The 22,871-nt window shown below is 62.2% G+C and carries 25 protein-coding genes and 3 tRNA genes; 18 read left to right on the forward strand and 10 right to left on the reverse strand.

Translation table 11 applies throughout. The features are described from left to right. The first annotated feature begins 2 nt into the window (after nt 1-2). On the forward strand, nt 3-518 hold the full coding sequence (hpaC, locus tag WFM45_RS19530) for a 4-hydroxyphenylacetate 3-monooxygenase, reductase component (RefSeq protein WP_004933156.1): 516 nt from the start codon (nt 3-5) through the stop codon (nt 516-518). Nucleotides 519-551: 33 nt separating this feature from the next. On the opposite strand, the gene ampH is transcribed toward hpaC, so the two are convergent. Both ampH and WFM45_RS19540 read right to left on the reverse strand, forming a co-directional pair. Then, complete coding sequence (ampH, locus tag WFM45_RS19535) at nt 552-1,694, reverse strand: D-alanyl-D-alanine-carboxypeptidase/endopeptidase AmpH (protein ID WP_015376541.1); 1,143 nt, start codon at nt 1,692-1,694, stop codon at nt 552-554. Between the two features lie 126 nt (nt 1,695-1,820). Next, complete coding sequence (locus WFM45_RS19540; RefSeq protein WP_033631726.1) at nt 1,821-2,579, reverse strand: FadR/GntR family transcriptional regulator; 759 nt, start codon at nt 2,577-2,579, stop codon at nt 1,821-1,823. Nucleotides 2,580-2,815: 236 nt separating this feature from the next. Between WFM45_RS19540 and WFM45_RS19545 the strand changes: the two genes are divergently transcribed. The 7 genes from WFM45_RS19545 to fucP are packed head-to-tail and all read left to right on the forward strand — an operon-like array spanning nt 2,816 to nt 8,977. Next, nucleotides 2,816-3,556 (forward strand): SDR family oxidoreductase, encoded by a 741-nt coding sequence (locus tag WFM45_RS19545; RefSeq protein ID WP_015376542.1) that lies wholly within the window; start codon nt 2,816-2,818, stop codon nt 3,554-3,556. Nucleotides 3,557-3,581: 25 nt separating this feature from the next. After that, a complete protein-coding gene (locus tag WFM45_RS19550) occupies nt 3,582-4,427 on the forward strand; it encodes a fumarylacetoacetate hydrolase family protein (RefSeq protein WP_336956958.1) in 846 nt (281 codons plus the stop codon). Between the two features lie 14 nt (nt 4,428-4,441). Beyond that, the gene (locus WFM45_RS19555) at nt 4,442-5,719 is read left to right on the forward strand and encodes an L-fuconate dehydratase (RefSeq protein WP_033631729.1); all 1,278 of its coding nucleotides are present in this window, start codon (nt 4,442-4,444) and stop codon (nt 5,717-5,719) included. 14 nt (nt 5,720-5,733) lie between these two features. Further along, the gene (locus WFM45_RS19560) at nt 5,734-6,597 is read left to right on the forward strand and encodes an amidohydrolase family protein (RefSeq protein WP_099982018.1); all 864 of its coding nucleotides are present in this window, start codon (nt 5,734-5,736) and stop codon (nt 6,595-6,597) included. Beyond that, complete coding sequence (locus WFM45_RS19565) at nt 6,575-7,351, forward strand: SDR family oxidoreductase (RefSeq protein ID WP_044029740.1); 777 nt, start codon at nt 6,575-6,577, stop codon at nt 7,349-7,351. Before WFM45_RS19560 ends, WFM45_RS19565 begins: the two co-directional genes overlap by 23 nt. Continuing rightward, nucleotides 7,348-7,707 (forward strand): L-rhamnose mutarotase, encoded by a 360-nt coding sequence (locus tag WFM45_RS19570; RefSeq protein ID WP_015376547.1) that lies wholly within the window; start codon nt 7,348-7,350, stop codon nt 7,705-7,707. The genes WFM45_RS19565 and WFM45_RS19570 overlap by 4 nt, the downstream gene beginning before the upstream one ends. Before the next feature lie 40 nt (nt 7,708-7,747). Further along, entirely contained in the window at nt 7,748-8,977 is a 1,230-nt protein-coding gene (gene fucP, locus WFM45_RS19575) for an L-fucose:H+ symporter permease (RefSeq protein WP_135637767.1), read from the forward strand. A gap of 1 nt (nt 8,978) precedes the next feature. Here the strand turns inward: fucP and WFM45_RS19580 are convergent, their stop codons facing one another. Continuing rightward, on the reverse strand, nt 8,979-10,181 hold the full coding sequence (locus tag WFM45_RS19580; RefSeq protein WP_336956963.1) for an MFS transporter: 1,203 nt from the start codon (nt 10,179-10,181) through the stop codon (nt 8,979-8,981). Nucleotides 10,182-10,289: 108 nt separating this feature from the next. Between WFM45_RS19580 and WFM45_RS19585 the strand changes: the two genes are divergently transcribed. Further along, nucleotides 10,290-11,201 carry a LysR family transcriptional regulator gene (locus WFM45_RS19585; RefSeq protein WP_060558525.1) on the forward strand — a complete coding sequence of 304 codons (912 nt, stop codon included), beginning with the start codon at nt 10,290-10,292 and terminating at the stop codon, nt 11,199-11,201. Between the two features lie 10 nt (nt 11,202-11,211). Here the strand turns inward: WFM45_RS19585 and WFM45_RS19590 are convergent, their stop codons facing one another. Beyond that, nucleotides 11,212-12,408, reverse strand: coding sequence for an MFS transporter (locus WFM45_RS19590; protein WP_336956964.1), 1,197 nt, complete (start codon nt 12,406-12,408; stop codon nt 11,212-11,214). A 137-nt stretch (nt 12,409-12,545) separates the two neighbouring features. On the opposite strand from WFM45_RS19590, the gene WFM45_RS19595 reads away from it, so the two are divergent. Continuing rightward, nucleotides 12,546-13,142 (forward strand): TetR/AcrR family transcriptional regulator, encoded by a 597-nt coding sequence (locus WFM45_RS19595; protein ID WP_242141316.1) that lies wholly within the window; start codon nt 12,546-12,548, stop codon nt 13,140-13,142. Between the two features lie 37 nt (nt 13,143-13,179). Here WFM45_RS19595 and WFM45_RS19600 read toward each other — a convergent pair whose 3' ends face one another. Then, on the reverse strand, nt 13,180-14,259 hold the full coding sequence (locus WFM45_RS19600; RefSeq protein WP_033631737.1) for a GGDEF domain-containing protein: 1,080 nt from the start codon (nt 14,257-14,259) through the stop codon (nt 13,180-13,182). A gap of 257 nt (nt 14,260-14,516) precedes the next feature. Between WFM45_RS19600 and WFM45_RS19605 the strand changes: the two genes are divergently transcribed. After that, entirely contained in the window at nt 14,517-14,801 is a 285-nt protein-coding gene (locus WFM45_RS19605) for a DUF1435 domain-containing protein (RefSeq protein ID WP_004933115.1), read from the forward strand. An 89-nt stretch (nt 14,802-14,890) separates the two neighbouring features. On the opposite strand, the gene WFM45_RS19610 is transcribed toward WFM45_RS19605, so the two are convergent. From WFM45_RS19610 to WFM45_RS19625, 4 genes are all read right to left on the reverse strand, one after another. Further along, nucleotides 14,891-14,977, reverse strand: a tRNA-Leu gene (locus WFM45_RS19610). Nucleotides 14,978-15,019: 42 nt separating this feature from the next. Continuing rightward, nucleotides 15,020-15,106 (reverse strand) — tRNA-Leu (locus WFM45_RS19615). Nucleotides 15,107-15,142: 36 nt separating this feature from the next. Further along, nucleotides 15,143-15,229, reverse strand: a tRNA-Leu gene (locus WFM45_RS19620). Nucleotides 15,230-15,301: 72 nt separating this feature from the next. Next, nucleotides 15,302-16,246 (reverse strand): LysR family transcriptional regulator, encoded by a 945-nt coding sequence (locus tag WFM45_RS19625; protein WP_048326054.1) that lies wholly within the window; start codon nt 16,244-16,246, stop codon nt 15,302-15,304. Nucleotides 16,247-16,364: 118 nt separating this feature from the next. Between WFM45_RS19625 and WFM45_RS19630 the strand changes: the two genes are divergently transcribed. Continuing rightward, complete coding sequence (locus WFM45_RS19630; RefSeq protein WP_033631738.1) at nt 16,365-17,357, forward strand: aldo/keto reductase; 993 nt, start codon at nt 16,365-16,367, stop codon at nt 17,355-17,357. Nucleotides 17,358-17,408: 51 nt separating this feature from the next. Here the strand turns inward: WFM45_RS19630 and rsmC are convergent, their stop codons facing one another. After that, on the reverse strand, nt 17,409-18,449 hold the full coding sequence (rsmC, locus tag WFM45_RS19635) for a 16S rRNA (guanine(1207)-N(2))-methyltransferase RsmC (RefSeq protein WP_336956969.1): 1,041 nt from the start codon (nt 18,447-18,449) through the stop codon (nt 17,409-17,411). A 146-nt stretch (nt 18,450-18,595) separates the two neighbouring features. Here rsmC and WFM45_RS19640 point away from each other — a divergent pair, with 146 nt between their 5' ends. From WFM45_RS19640 to WFM45_RS19665, 6 genes are all read left to right on the forward strand, one after another. Beyond that, complete coding sequence (locus WFM45_RS19640; protein ID WP_085337463.1) at nt 18,596-19,033, forward strand: DNA polymerase III subunit psi; 438 nt, start codon at nt 18,596-18,598, stop codon at nt 19,031-19,033. Then, nucleotides 18,978-19,421, forward strand: a complete 444-nt coding sequence (gene rimI, locus WFM45_RS19645) for a ribosomal protein S18-alanine N-acetyltransferase (protein WP_033631740.1) — start codon at nt 18,978-18,980, stop codon at nt 19,419-19,421. Before WFM45_RS19640 ends, rimI begins: the two co-directional genes overlap by 56 nt. A 151-nt stretch (nt 19,422-19,572) precedes the next feature. Further along, nucleotides 19,573-21,162 carry a peptide chain release factor 3 gene (gene prfC / locus WFM45_RS19650; protein WP_004933094.1) on the forward strand — a complete coding sequence of 530 codons (1,590 nt, stop codon included), beginning with the start codon at nt 19,573-19,575 and terminating at the stop codon, nt 21,160-21,162. 515 nt (nt 21,163-21,677) lie between these two features. Then, on the forward strand, nt 21,678-22,292 hold the full coding sequence (gene osmY, locus WFM45_RS19655) for a molecular chaperone OsmY (protein WP_004933091.1): 615 nt from the start codon (nt 21,678-21,680) through the stop codon (nt 22,290-22,292). A 160-nt stretch (nt 22,293-22,452) separates the two neighbouring features. Beyond that, a complete protein-coding gene (locus WFM45_RS19660) occupies nt 22,453-22,614 on the forward strand; it encodes a DUF1328 domain-containing protein (RefSeq protein ID WP_004933089.1) in 162 nt (53 codons plus the stop codon). A 68-nt stretch (nt 22,615-22,682) separates the two neighbouring features. Then, entirely contained in the window at nt 22,683-22,868 is a 186-nt protein-coding gene (locus tag WFM45_RS19665; protein WP_004933086.1) for a CsbD family protein, read from the forward strand. Nucleotides 22,869-22,871: the final 3 nt, after the last annotated feature.

Genomic DNA, 22,871 nt, shown 5'->3' on the forward strand with positions numbered 1-22,871 from the left:
GTATGTCTCAGGAAAATGAACAGCGGTTGCGCTTTCGTGACGCGATGGCCAGCCTGTCGGCGGCGGTGAATATCGTCACCACCGATGGCCCGGCGGGGCGCTGCGGCATCACCGCCACGGCGGTGTGCTCGGTGACCGATACGCCGCCGACGCTGCTGGTGTGCATCAACCGCAACAGCGCGATGAACCCGGTATTTCAGGAAAATCGCAGGCTGTGCGTCAACGTGCTCAACCACGAACAGGAACTGATGGCGCGCCACTTCGCCGGCATGACCGGCGTCAGCATGGAAGATCGTTTCCGGCTGGAAGAGTGGCAGCTTGGCGCGCTGGGGCAGCCTGTATTGCGCAATACCCTGGCCAGCCTGGAAGGGGAGATCGAGCAGATCCAGAGCATCGGCACCCACCAGATGTACCTGGTGCAGATCAAGCAGATCGCACTGAGCGAAGCCGGCAACGGCCTGATCTACTTCAAGCGCAACTTCCATTCGGTGATCCACCAGATGGCGGTGCCGGCCTGAGGCGTGGGGGCGCAGTTGGCGGCGCCCCTCATCTCAACTCTTGTTGGCCGCCAGATCGCTCACCAGACGGTTGACCGGATCGCTCATGTTGGTGAACTTGCTCAGCTCCGAGCGGGTCACCACCACGAACACCCCGACGTTTTTCGCCGGGATCATCGCCATGTAGGTAATGAATCCGCCGCCGCCGCCGGTCTTCTGAATGATGCCCGGCAGCCCGTCCTTCGGCGCCATATACACCCAGCCCAATCCCAATGCATCCGCTTGCCCCGGCACGTCCATGCCCTTCAGCGACACCAGATCGTGGCGCTGGAAGTACATGGTTTGCTCGCTGGCGGCGGTGGCTTTGCGCGGGCCGCTGGCGCTGGAGGAGAGGAACTGCTGCATCCAGCGCTGCATGTCGCGCGGGGTGGAGTAGACGCCGCCGCTGCCGGCCGCGGCGGTGGTGTCGCGACAGGCGCTCGGGCCGGCCGCCGCCACCATCAGGCGCGAGCATTGTTCGGGGCTCGGCGTCAACGTGGTGTCGACCATGCCGAGCGGCGCGGTGATTTTCTCTTTCAGCAGCGCGCTGTAAGGCTTGCCCGCGGCGCGCGACAGCGCGTCGGCCAGCAGATCGTACGCCAGGTTGGAATACGCGGCGCGCACGCCCGGCGGCACCGTGACGTTGGCATGCGCCAGCCACTGCCAGCGCTGAGCCTTGGTCGGCCAGGTGAACACCGGCGTTTTCGGCGGCTTCTTGCCCGGCTGCTCGCGCGGCAGCGCGCTGGTGTGGGTGGCCAGGTTCAATAACGTGATCGGCTGGCCGGCGTTGTAAGACGGCACATAGGCGCCCTTGGGAGCGTACTTGCGCAGCGGGTCGGTCAGCTTGACCTGGCCTGCCGCCGCCATTTTCACCATCACTTCGCTGGTCATCAGCTTGGTGATCGAGGCGATGCGGATCAGCGAATCCGGGCGCGGGCGCAGGTTGTTGCCGGGCTTGGTGTCGCCGAAGCTGCGGTTAACCACCTGATTGCCGTCGATCACCACCAGCGCCATGCCGGTGGCGCCGCTGTTGTAGAAAATATGTTCGGCATACTGGTCGACGATTTGCGAAGCCAGCTGCGGGGGGGCGGCCTGCACGGCCAGCGGCGCGGCGCACAGGCCCAGCGCCAGCAATAAAGCGGAGACAGAGTTCTTCAACGGTCGTTATCCATTTAACAATGCAGCGGGAAAGGGCGTAATCCATCGCCCAGTGTAATGCGCCCGCCCCCCCGCTGCATGTAGAAAAAAGAGCGGTGGCGATAAAATTTTTTAACCGCCGGCGGCTTACTGCGCGCGGGCGAAAATGGCGATCACTTCATCCAGGTGCGCCTTCATCGCTTTGCGGGCGCCGCGCACGTCGCGCGCTTCGATCGCCGCCAGGATCGCCCGGTGTTCCAGCTCGGAGCGGTGCGGCATGTCGTCCGGCGTATAGTGGCGCTGCAGCACGCGGAACATGCTGCCGTAGCGGTGGCCGAGCAGATGGCCGATGATGAACGCGTAAGCCGGGTTGCCGCTGGCTTGGGCGATGCGGATGTGGAACAGCCGATCGCCGGGGTGGGTGGCGGAGCCGGCGCGGTTATCGCGGCAGTTCTGCTCATAGGCGGCGCGGATGCCCGCCAGCTCCTCGTCGGTGGCGTGGCGCGCGGCCAGCGCGGCGGTCTCCGGTTCAATCAGCAGGCGGGTTTGCAGCAGTGAAAACGGCGGCAGCTCGGCGTTGAAATCCAGCTCGATATTCAGTTCGTCGTCGATCTCCGCCCACTGGTTGCGGCCGGCCTGGGCCATCACCGATTCCTGCGACGTTGGCGGCGGCGTTTGCGAACGCACGATCACCCCGTTGCCCACCTTGACGTCCACCAGGCCGATCACTTCCAACGCGATCAGCGCCTCGCGCACCGACGCGCGGCTGACCTGCAACTGCTGGGCAAGATCGCGCTCCGAGGGCAGGCGGCTGCCAGGCGGAAATTCGTTATTCTCGATAAGACGTTTGAGCTGGTCGGCTATCTGTCTGTAAATCCTTGGGTTTTCCAGTCGGGTAATCGGCATTTTTGACCTTTGACGATTCGGCGTTCAGTGATTTGGCGCACAATTATGCGACAAGGCGCTTGAGTAATCGTTATTCAAGTGTAAAAAAAATGGTTAATTGAAATGTGGTTTCAAGGCTGTTTTATTAACTTCTTCCCCCAACGATAACGCGTAAAGCGTCTTTTGTCATGTTAGAGGCCTGACCTTTAACCGCCCTTAGTGGCCTGACCATTAGACCTTTAGGCCGAGGAGTCAAGATGGATTTAACCGGGAAACGCGTACTGATCACCGCCGCCGGGCAAGGGATCGGATTCACCACCGCCAGGCTGTTCGCCGCCGCCGGCGCCGAGGTGATCGCCAGCGACATCAACCTCGAGCGCCTGCAGGGCTGCGCCGGGATCCGCGCGCTGGCGCTGAACGTCACCGATCCGGCCGCCATCGCGGCGGCGGCGGAAGCGATCGGCCCGATCGATGTGCTGTTCAACTGCGCCGGCGTGGTGCACAGCGGATCGATCCTCGATTGCAGCGAAGATCAGTGGGCGTTCGCGCTCGATCTCAACGTGACCGCGATGTTCCGCATGATCCGCGCCTTCCTGCCGGGCATGTTGGCGCGCGGCAAAGGCTCGATCATCAACATGTCTTCGGTGGCCTCGAGCGTGAAAGGGGTGCCGAACCGCTTCGCCTACGGCGCCAGCAAGGCGGCGGTGATCGGCCTGACGCGCTCGGTGGCGGCGGATTACGTTACCCAGGGCATCCGCTGCAACGCCATTTGCCCCGGCACGGTGGAATCGCCGTCGCTGCGCCAGCGCATCAATGAGCAGGCGCGCGAACAGGGGCGCAGCGAGCAAGAGGTGTATCAGGCGTTCGTCGCCCGTCAGCCGATCGGGCGCATCGGCACCACCGAGGAGATCGCCCAGTTGGCGCTGTATCTGGCCTCCGACGCCAGTTCGTACACCACCGGCACGGTGCAGATCATCGACGGCGGCTGGAGCAATTGAGCCGCCATTTTTGAGAGAGGAAGGCATGAAACTTTTACGTTACGGGCAACCTGGGCAAGAGCGCCCCGGCATGTTGGATGCACAGGGCCGCCTGCGCGATCTGTCGCAGCATATTGCCGACGTGGGCGGCGCCGAGTTATCGCCGGCGTCGCTCGCCAAACTGCGCGCGCTGGACAGCGCCGCATTGCCGCTGGTCGAGGGGCAGCCGCGCCTCGGCGCCTGCGTCGGCGGCATCGGCAAGTTCATCTGCATCGGCCTGAACTACGCCGATCACGCGGCGGAAACCGGCGCGGCCATTCCTGAAGAACCGGTGGTGTTCAACAAATGGACCAGCGCGGTGGTCGGCCCCTACGACCGGGTGGAGATCCCACGCGGCTCGCAGAAAACCGACTGGGAAGTGGAGCTGGGCGTGGTGATCGGCCTGGGCGGGCGCTACATCAGCGAAACGGACGCGATGCGCCACGTCGCCGGTTATTGCGTGATCAACGACGTCTCAGAACGCGAATATCAAATTGAGCGTGGCGGCACCTGGGACAAGGGCAAAGGCTGCGACACCTTCGGGCCGATCGGGCCCTGGCTGGTGACCGCCGACGAGATCGCCGATCCGCACAGCCTGAACCTGTGGCTGGAGGTGGACGGCAAGCGCTATCAGGACGGCAACACCAGCACCATGATCTTCCGCATTCCGCAGATCGTCAGTTACCTCAGCCGCTTCATGAGCCTGCAGCCGGGCGACGTGATCTCCACCGGCACGCCGCCGGGCGTCGGCATGGGGCAGAAACCGCAGCCCATCTACCTGCGGGCGGGCCAGACGATGCGTCTGGGTATCGAAGGGCTGGGCGAACAGCGCCAGCAAACCGTACAGGCTTAACTGGGAGCGCCGCCATGACCACCATTACCGCACTGCGGGTTGAAGACATTCGTTTCCCCACGTCGCTGGGGCTGGACGGATCCGACGCCATGAATCCGGATCCCGACTATTCCGCCGCCTACGTGATCCTGGAGACCGATCGCGCGGATCTCAGCGGCCACGGGCTGACGTTCACCATCGGGCGCGGCAACGAGATCTGCTGCGCGGCGATCCGCGCGCTGGAGCATCAGATCGTCGGCGAGCGGCTGGAGGATATCGCCGCTGACATGGGCGCCTTCTGGCGGCGCTTCACCAGCGACAGCCAGCTGCGCTGGATCGGGCCGGACAAGGGCGCCATTCACCTGGCGACCGGCGCGGTGGTCAACGCGGTGTGGGATCTGTGGGCCAAATCGGTCGGCAAACCGGTGTGGCGGCTGGTGGCAGAGATGACGCCGGAGGAGCTGGTGCGCTGCATCGACTTCCGTTACATCACCGACTGCATCACGCCGCAGGAAGCGCTGGCGCTGCTGAAACAGCGGGCCGAGGGCAAAGAACGCCGCCTGGAGCGGCTGCTGCAGGAAGGGTATCCCTGCTACACCACCTCGGCAGGGTGGCTGGGTTATCCGGACGACAAGCTGCGCCGCCTGTGCCAGGAGGCGGTCGACGCCGGTTTCTCCTACCTGAAGCTGAAGGTTGGGCGCGATCTGGAAGACGACATTCGCCGGGTGCGCATCGCGCGTGAGGTGATCGGCCCGGATCGCCGGCTGATGATCGACGCCAACCAGGTGTGGGAAGTCGATGAAGCCATTCCGTGGGTGAAGCATCTGGCGTTCGCCAAACCCTGGTTTATCGAAGAGCCGACCAGCCCGGACGACGTGGAAGGGCATCGCCGCATCCGCGAAGGGGTAGCGCCGGTCAAGGTGGCTACCGGCGAGATGTGCCAGAACCGCATCATGTTCAAGCAGTTCATCATGCGCGGCGCGGTGGACGTGGTGCAGATCGACGCCTGTCGCCTCGGTGGCGTCAACGAAGTGTTGGCGGTGATGCTGATGGCGGCCAAATACCAGTTGCCGGTCTGCCCGCACGCCGGCGGCGTCGGGCTGTGCGAATACGTGCAGCACCTGTCGATGATCGACTTCCTGTGCATTGCCGGCACCCACGAGGGCCGGGTGATCGAGTACGTCGATCATTTGCATGAACACTTTGTCGATCCCTGCGTGATCAAGGGCGCGGCCTACATGCCGCCGAGCCGGCCCGGTTACTCGATCGAGATGCATCCGTCGTCGATCGAGCAATATCGGTTCCGCGGGTGAAGCGGGAGGATCGCATGCCGCGCATCGACGCTCACCAGCACTACTGGCGCTACCACCCGCAGCACTACCCGTGGATCGACGAGCGGATGCGCGTGCTGCGGCAGGATTTCGATCCGCCCCGGCTGCGGCCGCTGTTGCAGGAACACGGTTTCGACGGCGCGCTGGCGGTGCAGGCGCGCCCCAGCGAGGAAGAGACGCTGGCCCTGCTGGCGCTGGCTGAGCAGAGCGAGGGCGTATGCGGCGTAGTGGGGTGGCTGGATATCGCTTCGCCACAGCTGGCGCAGCGTCTGGAAACTTTGCGGCCTTATCGCGCGCTGTGCGGGGTGCGCCATCAGGTGCAGGACGAAGCGGATCCGGCGGCCTGGTTGGCGCGGCCGGAGGTGGAACGCGGCATGCAAACGCTGCAGCGCGCCGGGTATGTGTACGAGATCCTGGTGACGCACCGGCATCTGGCGGCCGCGGCGGCGTTTGCCGCCCGCCACGACCAACACTGGCTGGTGCTGGATCATCTCGGCAAGCCGGACGTGGCGCGCGGTGCGCGGCACTGGGCGCAGCAAATCCGGCCGCTGGCGGCATTGCCGCACGTGGCCTGCAAGCTCTCGGGACTGATCACCGAGGCGCCGGGCGGGCGGTGGCGGGCGGAGGAGCTGCTGCCGTTCTTCGACGCCGCGCTGGAGGCGTTCGGCCCGCAGCGGCTGATGTTCGGCTCCGACTGGCCGGTGTGCCTGTTGGCCGGCGACTACCGCCAGGTGGTGCAACTGTGCGAACAGGCGCTGTCGACGCTGGGAGCCGCCGAACAGGCGGCGATTTGGGGCGGCACCGCCTGGCGAATTTACGGTTTAACGGAGTCTGGTTATGGATCTGTATCTGCAAGATAAGGTGGTGTTGGTTACCGGCGGCGGTTCCGGCATTGGCGCGGCGATTTCTCATGTGCTGGCCGAGGAAGGGGCGATCCCGGTGCTGGTCACTAACGCCGCGCCGGAGGCGGCGCTGCTGGCCGATTTGCAGCGGCTGCAGCCGCGCACCGGGGTGATCCTCACCGAACTGTGCGACGAGGCGGCCTGCCGCCGGGCGGTCAGCCAGACGCTGGCGACCTTCGGCCGCATCGACGGACTGGTGAATAACGCCGGGGTCAATGACGGCGTCGGGCTGGAGGCGGGGCGTGAAGCGTTCGTCGGTTCGCTGGAAAAGAACCTGGTGCACTACTACCTGATGGCGCACCTGTGCCAGGCGGCGCTGCGGGAGAGCCGGGGCGCCATCGTCAACATCGCCTCCAAGACCGCGCTCAGCGGCCAGGGGGGCACCAGCGGTTACACCGCCGCCAAGGGCGCGGTGCTGGCGCTGACGCGCGAATGGGCGGTATCGCTCCGTCATGACGGGGTGCGGGTGAACGCGGTGGTGCCGGCGGAGGTGATCACCCCGCAGTACCAGCGCTGGCTCAACACCTTCGCCGAGCCGCAGCGGCAGATGGAGAAGATCACTGCGCGCATTCCGCTCGGGCAGCGCATGACCACGCCGCAGGAGATCGCCGACACCGTGGCGTTTCTGCTGTCGTCGCGGTCATCGCACACCACCGGGCAGTGGCTGTCGGTGGATGGCGGCTACCTGCATCTCGATCGGGCGCTGACGTGAGCGGCGCGGCGGCAGGGCGGCGCCGTTTCTGCCAGGCGCTCGATCTGATTGACTCACCGGCGCTGATTGCGGAGTACCAGCAGCATCATCAGCGCATTTGGCCGGGCATCGCCGCGCATTTGCGCGAGCACGGCATTCTGGACATGGAAATTTACCGGTTGGGCACCCGGCTGTTCATGATCGTGGAGGTCAGCGCCGATTTCGACGCCGCGCGCTTTGACGCCGCCAGCCTGAACAACCCCGAAGTACAGCGATGGGAAGCGCTGATGTGGCACTACCAGGCCGCCACCCCCTGGACGCCGCAGGGTGAAAAATGGGTGGAAATGGCGCGGATTTTCTCTCTGCAACAGCAATAACGCCAACATCATCATCGCCAGACGATACGAGGGTATCACCATGCTTGCTGAAAAAAGTGCGGCCTCCGCGCAGCCGGGCGTCCCCGTGACCGCCAATCTGCGCTGGGCCTTTATCCTGGTCACCAGCCTGTTCTTCATGTGGGGGCTGTCCTACGGCCTGCTGGACGTATTGAACAAACATTTTCAGGAGACGTTGCACGTCACCAAGGCGCAGTCGGGGTTGCTGCAGGCGGCCTACTTCGGCGCCTATTTCCTGGTGGCGCTGCCCGCCGGGTACTTTATGGATCGCAAGGGTTATAAGGCGGGGATTCTGGTCGGGCTGTGCCTGTACGCGCTGGGGGCGCTGCTGTTCGTGCCGGCGGCGTCGGCCAACAGCTTCGGCGTATTCCTGTTTGCGCTGTTCGTTATCGCCAGCGGCCTGGGGTGCCTGGAAACGGCGGCCAACCCGTACGCCACGGTGCTGGGCGACGCGCAGGGCGCCGAACGGCGGCTCAACCTGGCGCAGTCGTTCAACGGCCTCGGGCAGTTTATCGGCCCGCTGATCGGCGGCACGCTGTTCTTCTCCGCCGGCCAGTCCGCCGGCGACGGCGATCAGAGCGCGGTGAAGATGACCTATGTGGCGATCGCCGCGCTGGTGCTGCTGATCGCGCTGTTGTTCAGCCGCACCCGGCTGCCGGCGATCCGCGAAGAGGAAAAACCGGTGCAAGGCGTGATAGCGCAGGGATTGTGGCAGCATCCGCATTTCGTCGGCGGGGTTATCACACAGTTCTTCTACGTGGCGGCGCAGGTGGGCGTCGGGGCGTTCTTCATCAACTACGCCACCGAGCACTGGCGCGAGGTGTCTAACCAGAACGCCTCTTACCTGCTGTCGATTGCCATGATCTGCTTTATGGTCGGGCGCTTCTTCAGCACCTGGCTGATGGGGCGGGTCAAACCGGCGACGCTGCTGGCGGCCTATGCGCTGATCAACATCGCGCTGTGCGGCGTGGTGATGCTGAGCGTCGACGGGGTGTCGGTAGTGGCGCTGATCGCGGTGTTCTTCTTTATGTCGATCATGTTCCCGACCATTTTCGCCCTGGGGGTGAAAAATCTGGGCAAGCACACCAAGCGCGCCAGCTCGTTCATGATCATGGCGATCGTCGGCGGCGCCATCATGCCGTACTTTATGGGAGCGCTGGCCGACCGTTACAGCACCGCGCTCTCTTATCTGCTGCCGCTGCTGTGCTTCGCGGTGGTGCTGGTTTACGGCCTGCGGCAGCGCCGCGGCTGATTCAACCCGGCGGCGAATCGGCCTTCGCCGCCGCTTTTGGCATCCGCCGCCGGGTTCCCATCAGGATGGCCAACGCCAGCAGCAGCACCATGCCGGACAGCGCGCCGTTTATCGTCAAGCCTCCGGCATCCACCACCAGCCCGCCCGCCAGCGAACCGCAGGAAATCGCCAGATTAAACAGCGCGATATACAGCGAAGAGGCGACCTCGACCGCATCGGGCACCGCCTTGAGCATCCACGCCATCAGCGCAACGGAAACGCCGCCGTAGGCGATGCCCCACAGCAGGAGGAAGGCACCGCCGCTCAGCGGCGCGTGGCCCAGCAGCGGCAGCAGCAGGACGGCGAGCGCCAGCCCGAGGGCGATCAGCGCCAGGGTGCGGCGCAGCCGTTTGGCGGCGGCCTGGCCGGCGATGAAATTCCCGACGAGGCCGGTGACGCCGTAGGCGAACAGCAGCGGCCCCACCCAGCGGCTCTCGATGCCGGAGACCGTCTGCAGCAGCGGACGGACAAAGGTGTAAGCCATAAAGTGACCGGCGACCAGCAGAAACGTCAGCAGCAGCCCGGTCAGCAGCCGGCGATTCGCGCGCTGCGCGGTGAACGACCGCCAGCCGATCGCCTGCGTGACCGGCAGCGGCGGCAGCACGCACACCAGCAGCAGCAGGGTCAGCGCCGCCAGAACGGCGACCGCCAGAAACGCCATGCGCCAGCCCAGCGCTTCGCCGAGGAATACCCCGAGCGGCACGCCGAACACCGAGGCCGCCGCTACGCCGCCGAAGATGATGGACAGCGCCAATCCGACGGAGACCGGCGGCACCAGGCGTTCCGCCAGCCCGCCGGCGATGGCCCAGATACCGCCGATGCAAAAGCCCAGCAGAATGCGCGCAGCGAACAGCAGCGCCAGGGAGGTGGCGGCGGCGGCCAGCAGGTTAGCGGCGATCAGCAGCAGCAGAAAGCCTGCCAACAGGCTGCGGCGGTCCGTGCGCCGGGCGCCCAGCACCACCAGCGGGGCGAACAGCGCGGCGAACAGGGCCGGCAGGGAAATCAGCAGCCCGGCGAGGCCGATCGTCGCGTTCAGGGTATTGACGATCGGGGTCAGCAGCCCGACGGGCAGCATTTCTGCGGTGACGACGGTAAAGGTGGACAGGCCGACCGTGAGGGTCGCCAGCCACGCTTTTGCGCCGCCGTCGGCGTGTAAGGCACTCATAATGACTCTCCCAACAGATGAAGAACCTCAGTGTATCCGCGCCAAAATGGCTGATAAACTGGCCTGAATGCGCAATATTGGGGACAAATCGTGGCTAATTTACCGTCTATGCCGTTGGATAACCTGACCGACCTGCTGGTATTCATTCGCGTCGCCGATGCCTGCAGCTTCACGCTGGCGGCCGAGAGGCTGGGCATCTCCCGTTCGGCGGCGGGCAAATGCGTGACCCGATTGGAGGCGCGATTGGCGACCCGGCTGCTGCAGCGCACCACGCGCAGCGTCAGCCTGACCGAAGACGGCGCGGTATTTTACGAGTATGCGCAGCGCATCCTGTCGCAGGCCGAAGAGGCGGAAACGGCGCTCAATACGCGGCGGCAAACCCCGCGCGGGCGGCTGCGGCTGGATGTGCCGGTCTCGTTGGGGCGGTTGCATATTTTGCCGATTCTGCGGGAATTTTTGGCGCAGTGGCCGGAGGTGGACGCCGACGTCAGCTTCTCCGACGATTACAGCGATTTGGTGCGCGACGGCATCGACGTGGCGATCCGCGTCGGCGGCAGCGACGACAGCCGACTGGTGCGGCGGGTGCTCGCGCCGCATCGCCTGATCACCTGCGCGGCGCCGGACTATCTGGCGCGGCACGGTACGCCTGCGAAACCGGAGGCGTTGGGCGATCACGAGACGCTGGTCTTCAGCCACCAGGGATTGCCGGCGCCCTGGCGCTATCGGGTTAACGGTCAACTGCACGAACAGCCGGTGCGCGGCCGGATGCGTTTCAACAACGTCGAGGCATTGCGGGATGCGGCCGTCGCCGGGGCCGGTCTGTGTCAGGTAGGGGCGTTTCTGGTCGGTGAGCAGATTGCGGCCGGCACGCTGGTGCCGATACTGGAGCGCTATTGTCGCCCGGGGCCGCCGATCTGCGCCGTCTATCCCAGCCGGCGCCACCTTTCCCCCAAGGTGAAACTGTTTCTGGCGGCGATCGAACGGCGCTGGCAGGGCAAGGCGATTTGGGAAAGCGCCTAGCGCGAGCGGTTCATGCCGCTTGCACGGCCAGCGTTCGCCGCATTAAGCGATAGCCGCCGGCCGCCACCAGCAGTACGACCAGGCCGGCCGTGAGCGTGACGCCAAAGCCGGCCTTGATCCCCACCGCATCGATCGCCAGCCCCGCCAAGGCGGCGCCGAGCGCCACGCCAACCCCCAGGCCGGTCACCATCCAGGTCAATCCTTCCGTCAAACGTGAAGGCGGCACGAGGCGTTCAACCAACCCCATGGCGACGATCATGGTCGGCGCGAAAAACAGTCCGGCGACAAACATCGCCGCCGCCAGCGTTAAGACATTGTGCACCCACAGCAGCGGCAGCGTGGTGAGTGCGGTGGCGAAGGCGGCGTATAAGAACTGCCGAGGCAATGGGGACGGCAGCTTTATTGCGCCGAAAATCAGCCCGGCGAGGCAGGAGCCGCCTGCGTAAACCGACAGCACGATGCTGGCGGCGGCCGGCTGCCCCTGCTGCTCGGCGAAGGCCACGCTGATGACGTCCACGGTGCCGACGATGGTGCCCAGCGCGATCAGCGCCAGCACCAGGATCTGCATCGACGGCATGGCCAGGATGGCGCGCTGCCGCTGGTTATTGCGGGGATAAACCGGGGGCTGAGTGCTTTTTTGCCAGGCGAATGCCGAAACGCCCGCCACCAGAAGCAGCGCGGCCACCAGAGGGCCGGCCTCAGGGAAGAGCGCAACGCTGAGCCCCACGGCGATCGGCGGGCCGACGATAAAGGCCACTTCGTCCAACACCGACTCGAATGAAAACGCTGTGTGCAGCTGCGGCGTGCCGCGATAAATTTCGCTCCAGCGGGCTCTGACCATCGCGGAGATGCTGGGCATGCCGCCCGCGAGCGCGGCGAAGACGAACAGCGTCCAGTCCGGCGCCCGATAGTGGGTGCAGATCAGCAGCAGCAACAGGGCGAGTGCGCTGACCCCGGTGGCGTAGGGCAGCACGCGGTTTTGGCCGTAGCGGTCCGCCGCGCGTGCGATTTGCGGCGCGAGCAGCGCCATGGAAAAGGCGAATGTCGCCGCCACCGCACCCGCCAGCCAATAGGAGCCGCGTACCTGCGAAAGCATGGTGATGATGCCGATACCGGTCATTGAGATCGGCAGGCGCGCGATCAACCCGGCAGAGGAAAACGCCTTGCTGCCCGGTGCGCTGAACAGTGTGAAATAAGGATTAGCCATGAATAGGGCTCCTGAATGTTGGCGGCTCGGTATTCGCGCAATGCCCATCATTGACATACGCCACGTATGTTACGTTAATTGACATACATGGCGTATGTCAATTATAACGTCATCAATGGCGAGACGGGAGTGAATCCATGGCACGTAAAGCGCGCACAGAAATGATTGAAGAAACCCGGCGTAAGCTGGTGGCGGCCGCCCGTCAGCAGTTCGGCGGCGTGGGGTATGCCGAGACGGTGATGGATGAGCTTACTGCGCAAGCCGGTATGACGCGCGGTGCGCTCTATCACCATTTTGGCGACAAGAAGGGATTGTTTTTGGCCGTCGTGCAGGAAATCGACGCCGAAATGGATGCGCGCCTCGCCGACATTACCGCCAGCACGCCAGATGACTGGGAGGCCTTCGCGGGGCGTTGCCGCGGTTATCTGATCATGATGACGGAGCCGCAATCGCAGCGCATTCTGTTACGCGATTCGCCCTCGGTGCTGGGAGCCGACTATCTGCAGGCCAGCAAGCTGGGTTGCATCACCTGGATGACGGGGGCCTTACAGGCGTTGATGGCGCAGCGGCGTATCGCTACCGCCGAACCGGAAGCGCTGGCGCATTTAATCAATGGCGGCCTGATGGATGCTGCGCTGTGGGTCGCCCATCAGCCGGAAAAAGACGTGGCGCTGGAGCAGGCCTTGGCCAGTTTGAACCTGTTGTTGAACGGGCTTCGTTCCACCTTTGCTTAAGTTTTACTGACGGCCGCCGCGCCGTTTCGGCGGCGGCTTAAGGGTGAATGACGACGGGCTGGACGTTTTGCGCCAGCTGGATATTGTTGCGGCCGCTGTGTTTCGCCAGATAGAGCGCGGCGTCGGCTGCGCCTATCGCCGATTCGATGTCCAGTTTTTCCAGCGCGGAGATGCCGGCGCTAAGCGTCAGCGTGCCGCTGTGCTGCGGGCTGGCGCCGTGCGGGATGTTCAGTTCCGCCACGCGTTGGCGCACCCGCTCGGCCAGCTGCGCCGCGTAGCCTTCGTGCACGTTGGTCAGCAGCACCAAAAACTCTTCCCCGCCGTAACGCACCACGATATCGCGCGAACGCACCGCATCGCGGATGGCGACCGCCACCTGCACCAAAGCCCGATCGCCCATGGCGTGGCCGTAGCTGTCGTTGTAGACCTTGAAGTGGTCGATATCCAGCAATAGCACGTAATGGTGGCCGGTTTGCGGTTCCAGCAGCATAGTGATCTTATTCTCCAGCCCACGTCGGTTATAAAGGCCGGTCAGGGGATCGAGCATGCTCAAATTATTGAATTTGTCCCGCTCGTTATACAGGTTGGCCACCAGCGCGTGGGTAAAGATTTCACTGCGTTTCAACATCAGGTGATGAATGGAGAAAGCGATAATAGGTAATAGCGTGGTGAATAATATCCGCAGGGTATTATGCATGCCGTCTAAAGCCAGGATCATCATTGCGGAAGGTACGGCGTGTAAACAAAAGGCGGTAAAGTTATCCGTCAGAGAAATAGCGCTGATAAAAAAGATGCTAAACAAACTAATTAATAAAAAATCTTGGTTATTCGGTAGGCAATATTGACTTTTAACGTAAATATGTGCGGCCCAGAGCAGGCCGAGTACGCTGGCGAACAGGTTGAGTTTGCACAAATAGTTACGTGGTGTTTGCAGGGAAAATAGCGCCGCTACCAGACAAAATAGCGGTATACATAATAAAGGTAGGGTAAATGCGGGCGTATCCCTAAAAGGGAACAATAATGTAAATACGGAAGAGGCGGCATTCATTATCAGAAAAAGAAATAATGCCAGGCGCTGCTTGCTGTTCAGTAATTCCTGATAAGAACGGGCGTTCATACGGAGGTCACTCTTTGCAAAGTCGTTCTGTCGAATAATTAAGGTTGAGAAGCATTCCTTTGGCGCGAATATCCACTTGAATTGCATGGTTGAGGATTGTGATTATTATCATGCAAACAGGACTAGGAATTTTCTTATGTCAAATTATCATTTTTTCCTGCTGGTGTCATCTGAGTTTGGTCAGCGCAGTGAAAATGATGCAGCGGCCAAAAAAGTGTTATATGATATTGGTTATCATTATCACTTAAGGAGGGGTCATGCTCACTGCCATGATTGCCGCGTGCGGGCTGTGGGGCGTCAGTTGGTGCCTCGGGGATCGCCTGGCCAGCGCCTGGGGCGTTTTGCTACCTTGTGCGTTGATGCCGCTGCTGGCCTTGATCAACCTGGATATGCTGCAGTTGCGCACCCTGATCGTGATAGCGATGTTGGCCACGCTGGTGATGCTGTTCAATAGCCGGCTGCGCCACTATCTGCTGCTGCCTTCCTGCATGGCGCTGGCGGGCGGCCTGGCGGCAGTCAGCCTCAACTTCAGCTTTGGGTGAAACGCCAGAAACGGCAAAACCACGCTTAAGCGTGTTTATCATCAATGCGTTGGGATTTTTTCGAAGGAACTACCGGAGAGATCATCAATTGGTGCGAAGAGAGGGACTTGAACCCTCACGTCCGTAAGGACACTAACACCTGAAGCTAGCGCGTCTACCAATTCCGCCACCTTCGCACAGTCGATGTTGTTGCTTTGATTTATATTACGTCGCCAGCTTGGTGCGAAGAGAGGGACTTGAACCCTCACGTCCGTAAGAACACTAACACCTGAAGCTAGCGCGTCTACCAATTCCGCCACCTTCGCATCGATGCTGAGTGCAATATAAATCATGTGGTTATTTGGTGCGAAGAGAGGGACTTGAACCCTCACGTCCGTAAGGACACTAACACCTGAAGCTAGCGCGTCTACCAATTCCGCCACCTTCGCGTACCAGAAACATTACCGGAGTAACGTTACCACGGAGGCGAATTCTAGAGATTTTGGCGGGCACGTCAACAGTTATTTCCCCGCTTTGCGGGCGTTTGCTGGAAAAACAGCCATATCGCCGCTTTTCTGCTGGTCAAACAGCCAAATCAGCCAATCAATCAACACCCTGACCCGCGGCGCCAGGAAACGGCCGGGCGGATACATGATGTAAATCGGCATCGGCGGAGGCGGCGTGTCCGCCAACACTTCCACCAGCTCTCCCTGTTTCAGCCAGGGCGCCAGCGAATAGCGCGCCGCCTGAATCAATCCCATGCCGGCGCGTGCGCCGGCGATGTAGGCGTCGGCGCCGTTGACGCTGAGCCGGGCGGGCAGCTCGCGCAGTTCCAGCTTGCCGCCGCGGCAGAATTCCAGCGGGTAATCGCGGTTGCTGGCCAGTGAAAAATACCCCACCGCGCGATGCGGCTCCAGGCTATCGATGTCAAGCGGCGTGCCGTGGGCCTGCAGATAAGCGGGGGAAGCGCAGGTGACCTGCGGCAGCTGGGCGATGCGCCGCGCCGCCAGGCCGTCGTCTTCGGTTTCCCAGGCGCGCAGCACGCAGTCCACGCCTTCGCGCAACAGATCGACGTGGGTGTCGTTGGCGCCCAGCGCCAGCGTGATGTCGGGATACCGCCGATAAAAGTCGTCCAGCGCCGGAATCACCACCTCGCGCGCCAGCGAATGGGGCATATCGATGCGCACCTTGCCGGACGGCTGCAGCTTATGCTGGCTGAACAGCGTGTCCGCCTCTTCCAGCGCCCCCAGCAGCTGCACGCAGCGCTGGTAATAGAGGCTGCCTTCGCTGGTCACCTGCACCTGGCGGGTGGTGCGGATCAGCAGGCGCACACCCAGCCGCTGTTCCAGCCGTTTCAGCGCGTTGCTGACCGTGGCGCGCGGCAGCTGCAGACGTTCGGCCGCCCGGCTGAAGCTGCCCAGTTCGACGATGCGGGTAAAAATGCGCATGGCTTGAACCTGATCCATGTCCACTCCGGATTGTTGGTGATTTTTGAACAGTGATGTGCAATCTGCATTATTTATCTTTGTCGTGTAAACAACCAGACTTTGCTGCGTTATCCATTCACCGCATGAGGGCAGCACAATGCAACAACGTAAACTCGGCTCCAACGGTCCCGTCGTCTCCGCCCTGGGGCTGGGATGCATGGGCATGAGCGACTTCTATTCCACCGGCGCCGATCGGCAGGAAGCCATCGCCACGCTGCACCGGGCGCTGGAGTTGGGCGTCACGCTGCTCGACACCGCCGACATGTACGGGCCGCACACCAACGAAGAGCTGGTGGGGGAGGCGATCAGGGGCAAGCGGCAACAGGTGTTCCTGGCCACCAAGTTCGGCATCCTGCGCGATCCGGCGGATCCTTCGGCGCGCGGCGTCAGCAGCCGGCCCGAGTATATCCGGCGCTCCGTAGAGGGTAGCCTGCGGCGCTTGGGCGTGGAGGAGATCGATCTCTATTATCAGCACCGGGTCGATCCGCAAGTGCCGATCGAAGACGTCGTCGGCACGATGGCGGATCTGATCCGCGAAGGCAAGATCCGCCACATCGGCCTGAGCGAGGCGTCGGTCGCCACGCTGGAGCGGGCGCACAAGGTGCATCCGATCACCGCGCTGCAGACCGAATATTCGCTGTGGACGCGCGACGCCGAGCAGGGCGTGCTGGCGGCCTGCGAGCGCCTGGGCATCGGTTTTGTGCCCTACAGCCCGTTAGGGCGCGGTTTCCTCACCGGCGCTATCCGGCGGCCGGAGGATCTGGCCGAGGACGATTTCCGCCGCAGTAACCCGCGCTTCCAGGGGGAAAACTTCGCCCGTAACCTGGCGCTGGTGGCGAAGGTGAGCGAGCTGGCGGCGCAGAAGGGCGTCAAGCCTTCTCAGTTGGCGCTGGCCTGGGTATTGGCGCAGGGCGAACACATTGTGCCGATCCCCGGCACCAAACGCCGTCGCTATCTGGAAGAGAACGTCGCCGCGGCGGAGATCGCGCTGAGCGCGGCTGAACTGGCGGCGATAGAAGCGGTGTTTCCGCTGAGCGCGGCGGCCGGCGATCGCTACGGCGCGGAGTCGATGACCTATATCAACGGCTAAAAAAAAAGCGCGGCCTCGGGCCGCGCTCTGTCGTTTTCCGCCAACGGAAACTTATTTTTTCTTCGGCGCGCGCGGCGGGCGGCCGACGGTCGCCTGGTACACCTTGAAGCGGCCGTTTTGCGCCAGCACTTCGTGGCTGCCGAAGGTGGCGTCCAGAATGTCCGGGTAGGGCAGGAAGGCGTTGGCGACGATGCGCAGTTGACCCCCGATCGGCAGGTGTTTCACCGCGCCGCGGATCAGCGTTTCGGCAGCGGTCAGGCTGGTCTGCAGCCCGTCGTGGAACGGCGGGTTGGAGATGATCATGTCGAAACGGCCGGTGATATCGGAGTAAACGTTGCTGACGATCACTTCGCCTTCGATGCCGTTGGCGGCCAGCGTTGCGCGGCTGGATTCCACCGCGGCGGCATTGACGTCGCTGAGGGTCAGTTTCACCTTCGGCGACAGCTTGGCCATCACCGAGGCCATGACGCCGGCGCCGCAGCCGATGTCCAGCACCTTGCCTTTCATGTGTTTTTCCAGCGTCGACAGCAGCAGCGAGCTGCCGACGTCCAGGGCGTCGCGGCTGAACACGCCCGGCAGCGTTTTCACTTCCAGATCGTGCAGCTGATAGCTGTCCCACCACTCGTTCAGGTCGAACTCGGTCTGCGCGTCCAGGCGGCCGTGATACAGGCCGCAGCGGCGCGCGCTGTCGATTTTCACCAGCGTGACGTGGCCTTCCAGCGTTGGCTCGGCGCTGCGCACGCCGCTGCGGTTTTCACCGACCACGAACACGTCCGCGCCCACCGGCAGCAGCGCCAGCAGGTTGCACAGCTGGAATTGCGCTTCCTGCTTGCTCTTCGGCCAGTAGTAAACCAGCGTGTCGCAGTCGGCGACGAAAGCGGGATCGACGGTCAAACCGAACTGCACGTTATCGCCCATCGTCCGGTTCAGTAACTGCCAGTGATGGTATTGCTGAGTGTGGACGCGCACGTCCGCGGCCTCGAATTGGGCCGGCAGGCTGTCCTGCAGGTCGCCGGCAAACAGCACGCGGCGTTCGATAAATTCATCACTGTGGCGCAGCATGATTTCACTGGCGGGGGTTAATGCAGACATCAGATATTGGCTCCTGGAAATGAGACCGGGGATTATAGAGCTTTGTGGCGATATGTTCGACGGGTTTGTTGGCGCGGGCTGCGCGGGTTTGTTAGCATAGCGCGGCGCATGGCAGGCATGGCGCACCACAACGGGTAGGAATCGGCATGGCATCAAAACGCGACTGGCTGTTACAACAACTGGGTATTACGCAGTGGACATTGCGCCGCCCGGGCGTGTTGCAGGGCGAAGTGGCGGTCAGTCTGCCGCCCGAGACGCGCCTGCTGGTGGTGGCGCAGACGCTGCCCGCGCCCGACGATCCGCTGTTTTGCGACGTGCTGCGCAGCCTGGGGCTGACGCCGGCGCAAACCTACAGCCTGACGCCGGAACAGGTGGCGATGCTGCCTGAAGAGACCGCATGCAACAGTTGGCGGCTGGGCGTGGCGGAACCGCTCGCGGTCGCCGGCGCGCAGCTACACAGCCCGGCGCTGGCCGAGCTTTCCCAAGACGCGGGGGCCAAACGCGCCCTCTGGCAGCAGATTTGTCATCATGAACACGATTTCTACCCTGACGGCGGCCGACCTGGCCACGGCCTTCAACATTGAGCAAGCCAGCCACGCTTTCCCCTGGACGGAAACCACCTTCGCCAGCAATCAGGGCGATCGCTACCTTAACCTGAAGCTGAGCGCCGATGGGGAGATGGCGGGATTCGCCATCACGCAGATCGTGCTGGACGAAGCCACGCTGTTCAACATCGCCATTCATCCGCAGCACCAGCGCCGGGGCTTTGGCCGCCTGCTGCTCAACGCGTTGATCGAACAGCTGGAGAGCCGCGGCGTGGTCACGCTGTGGCTGGAGGTGCGCGCCTCCAACCAGGCGGCGATCGCGCTGTATGAAGATCTCGGTTTCAACGAAGTCACCGTGCGCCGCAATTATTACCCGAGCGCCCACGGCCGCGAAGACGCGATCGTGATGGCGCTGCCGCTGGCGTAATCAGCCCGGCCGGAAAAAGCATTGATTGTCACCGGTTGGCAAATCGGCGAAAATGCCCGGCTGTTATCTTTTATTCACCGCTTTGCCCGGCGCCGCGATCGGCGCGTTCTGATGATGTCGCAGGGCGGACTAACCGTAGAACCTGAAAACCATGTCTCCTAGTGAATTTGCCCGCGAAGTCTCCAAAAGAAGAACTTTCGCCATCATCTCGCACCCCGATGCCGGTAAAACCACCATTACCGAAAAAGTGCTGCTGTTCGGACAGGCGATCCAGACCGCCGGTACGGTAAAAGGCCGCGGCTCCAGCCAGCACGCCAAATCCGACTGGATGGAAATGGAAAAGCAGCGCGGGATCTCGATCACCACCTCGGTGATGCAGTTCCCGTACCGTGACAGCCTGGTCAACCTGCTGGATACCCCGGGGCACGAAGACTTCTCCGAAGATACGTATCGCACCCTGACCGCGGTCGACTGCTGTCTGATGGTGATCGACGCCGCCAAGGGCGTAGAGGATCGCACCCGCAAGCTGATGGAAGTCACCCGCCTGCGCGACACGCCGATCCTGACCTTCATGAACAAGCTGGACCGCGACATTCGCGATCCGATGGAAGTGATGGATGAAGTTGAGCGCGAACTGAAGATCGCCTGCTCGCCCATCACCTGGCCGATCGGCTGCGGCAAGCTGTTCAAGGGCGTTTACCACCTGTACAAGGATGAAACCTACCTGTACCAGACCGGTAAAGGCCACACCATTCAGGAAGTGCGCATCGTCAAGGGCCTGAACAACCCAGAGCTGGATGCGGCGGTGGGCGAAGATCTGGCGGCGCAGCTGCGCGATGAGCTGGAACTGGTGCAGGGCGCTTCTCACGAGTTCGATCAGGAAGCTTTCCTGAGCGGCGAGCTGACGCCGGTGTTCTTCGGTACCGCACTCGGCAACTTCGGCGTGGATCATATGCTGGACGGCCTGGTGGCCTGGGCGCCGGCACCGATGCCGCGCAAAACCGACACCCGCGAAGTGACGGCGGCGGAAGAGAAATTCACCGGCTTCGTGTTCAAGATCCAGGCCAACATGGATCCGAAGCACCGCGACCGCGTGGCCTTTATGCGCGTGGTGTCCGGCCGTTATGAGAAGGGCATGAAGCTGCGCCAGGTGCGCACTGGCAAAGACGTGGTGATCTCCGACGCGCTGACCTTTATGGCCGGCGACCGTTCGCACGTGGAAGAAGCCTACCCGGGCGACATCATTGGTCTGCACAACCATGGCACCATTCAGATCGGCGATACCTTCACCCAGGGTGAAGACATGAAGTTCACCGGCATTCCGAACTTCGCGCCGGAACTGTTCCGCCGCATTCGCCTGCGCGATCCGCTGAAGCAGAAACAGTTGCTGAAGGGGCTGGTGCAGCTGTCCGAAGAGGGCGCGGTGCAGGTGTTCCGCCCGATCGCCAACAACGATCTGATCGTCGGCGCGGTCGGCGTGCTGCAGTTCGACGTGGTGGTGGCGCGCTTGAAGAGCGAGTACAACGTGGAAGCGCTGTATGAGTCGGTCAACGTGTCGACCGCGCGCTGGGTCGAGTGCGACGACGTGAAGAAGTTCGAAGAGTTCAAGCGCAAGAACGAGATCAACCTGGCGCTGGACGGTGGGGACAACCTGTCCTACATCGCGCCGACCATGGTGAACCTCAACCTGACGCAGGAACGCTATCCTGACGTGACCTTCCGCAAAACCCGCGAACACTGATAAATCGGCAGGGCGCCCGGTGCGCCCTGCCAATCTCCCTCATCCTCACTCCGCTAATTAATAAAACTTCCTCACCTTTTATGCCGCAAACCGATATCGCCAGGCAGCGTTCGTTAGGCCTGCGTTTTCCGCCGCATGGTCTATCTTTAACGAGATGTCCGCACATTGCTTGAGAGTAAATCACTGTAATACGCTGATTGTTTGGTGAGTTATTCTGATGTGTTGCTGATAGGAGACAGTCTGTTTCCTTAAATATCAATGAGATGACTGTTTTACCGTTTCGTGTCACTTAGTCTGTCGTCAATAGGTGACAGTTTTTTGATTAAAAATCCGACTCAATGCTTTTTTTGTTTGATTTTTAAGGTGTTTATGTAGTTGGCACGGCGGTTGCAATATTCCTGTCGTGAACGCTTAATCGTATAGCGATGATGAAGTATTTACCGAGAGGCCGCGTGAAGGCGGCTGAAGGGTTCCGGCGCTCTGGCGCTGGGGCCCCCAACAAAAGGAAGAGATCGATGAAAAAGACCAAATTTGCACACTCGCTGATGGCTGTTGTTTTGGGTTCTGCTTTGGTGAGCGGCACTGCGCTGGCCGAAGACAGTCTGCTCAACAAGGCGTCTAACGCCGCGGACAGTGCCGGTGCCAAAATCGATAGCTCCATGAAAAAAGTTGACGGTTACATGGATGACAGCGCGATAACGGCTAAAGTTAAAAGTGCGTTGGTGGACGATAAAACCATCAAAAGCACTGACATTTCGGTGAAAACCGAAAAAGGCACCGTGATCCTGAGCGGGTTTGTCGGCAGCCAGGCGCAGGCGGAGCATGCGGTTGCGGTTGCCGGTAAGGTGGAAGGCGTCAAAACCGTCAGCGACAAGCTGCACGTGAAAGATGAAGCCAACCAGTCGATCAAATCGTATGCCGGCGACACCGCCACCACCAGCGAGCTGAAAGCCAAGCTGCTGGCCGATGACATCGTGCCGTCGCGCAATGTGAAAGTGGAAACCACCGATGGCGTGGTGCAGCTTTCCGGTGAGGTGAAAACGCAGGCGCAGTCTGAGCGTGCCGAAAGCATCGCCAAGGCTATCGACGGCGTGAAAAGCGTGAAAAACGACCTGGTGGTCAAGCCGTAATCCCGCCAGGCGCCCGTAACAAGTAACAACAAGCCGCATCTGTCGGGCCGTCAAGGCGGCCCGACGTGTACCACCAAAAAAAGAAACTGATTTGCCGTCGACGTCCGGTGTCGGGGCGGTAGACGGCAGCGAATTTTTTCACAATGGTAAGGAGAAGCTTATGTTTCGTTGGGGCATTATCTTTTTAGTCATCGCGCTTATCGCTGCGGCACTGGGGTTCGGTTCGCTGGCGGGCACCGCCGCCTGGGCCGCCAAAGTCGTGTTCGTTGTCGGCATCATCCTGTTCCTGGTCAGCCTGTTCACCGGCCGTCGGCGCCCTTAGCCGGCCGGCACTTTCCTGCAAACTGTAACAAAGCTTAATTCCTTTTCTCACCTCGGGGAGGGCCGGCCATGAACAGCGACATCATCGTCGGGCGCTGGAAACAGCTGAAAGGTCAGGTATGGCAGGCGTGGGCCGAATGGTCCGGCAGCGATGGTGCCTGGTTGGCCGGCAGCAATGATTTCCTCGTCGGCGTGCTGCAAGAGGATTACGGAAGAGAGCGAGACGCGGTATCCTCGGAGAAAACGTCTCACTGAGGA

It is taken from the genome of Serratia sp. KG1D (assembly GCF_037150675.1).
Lineage (GTDB): Bacteria > Pseudomonadota > Gammaproteobacteria > Enterobacterales > Enterobacteriaceae > Serratia > Serratia nematodiphila.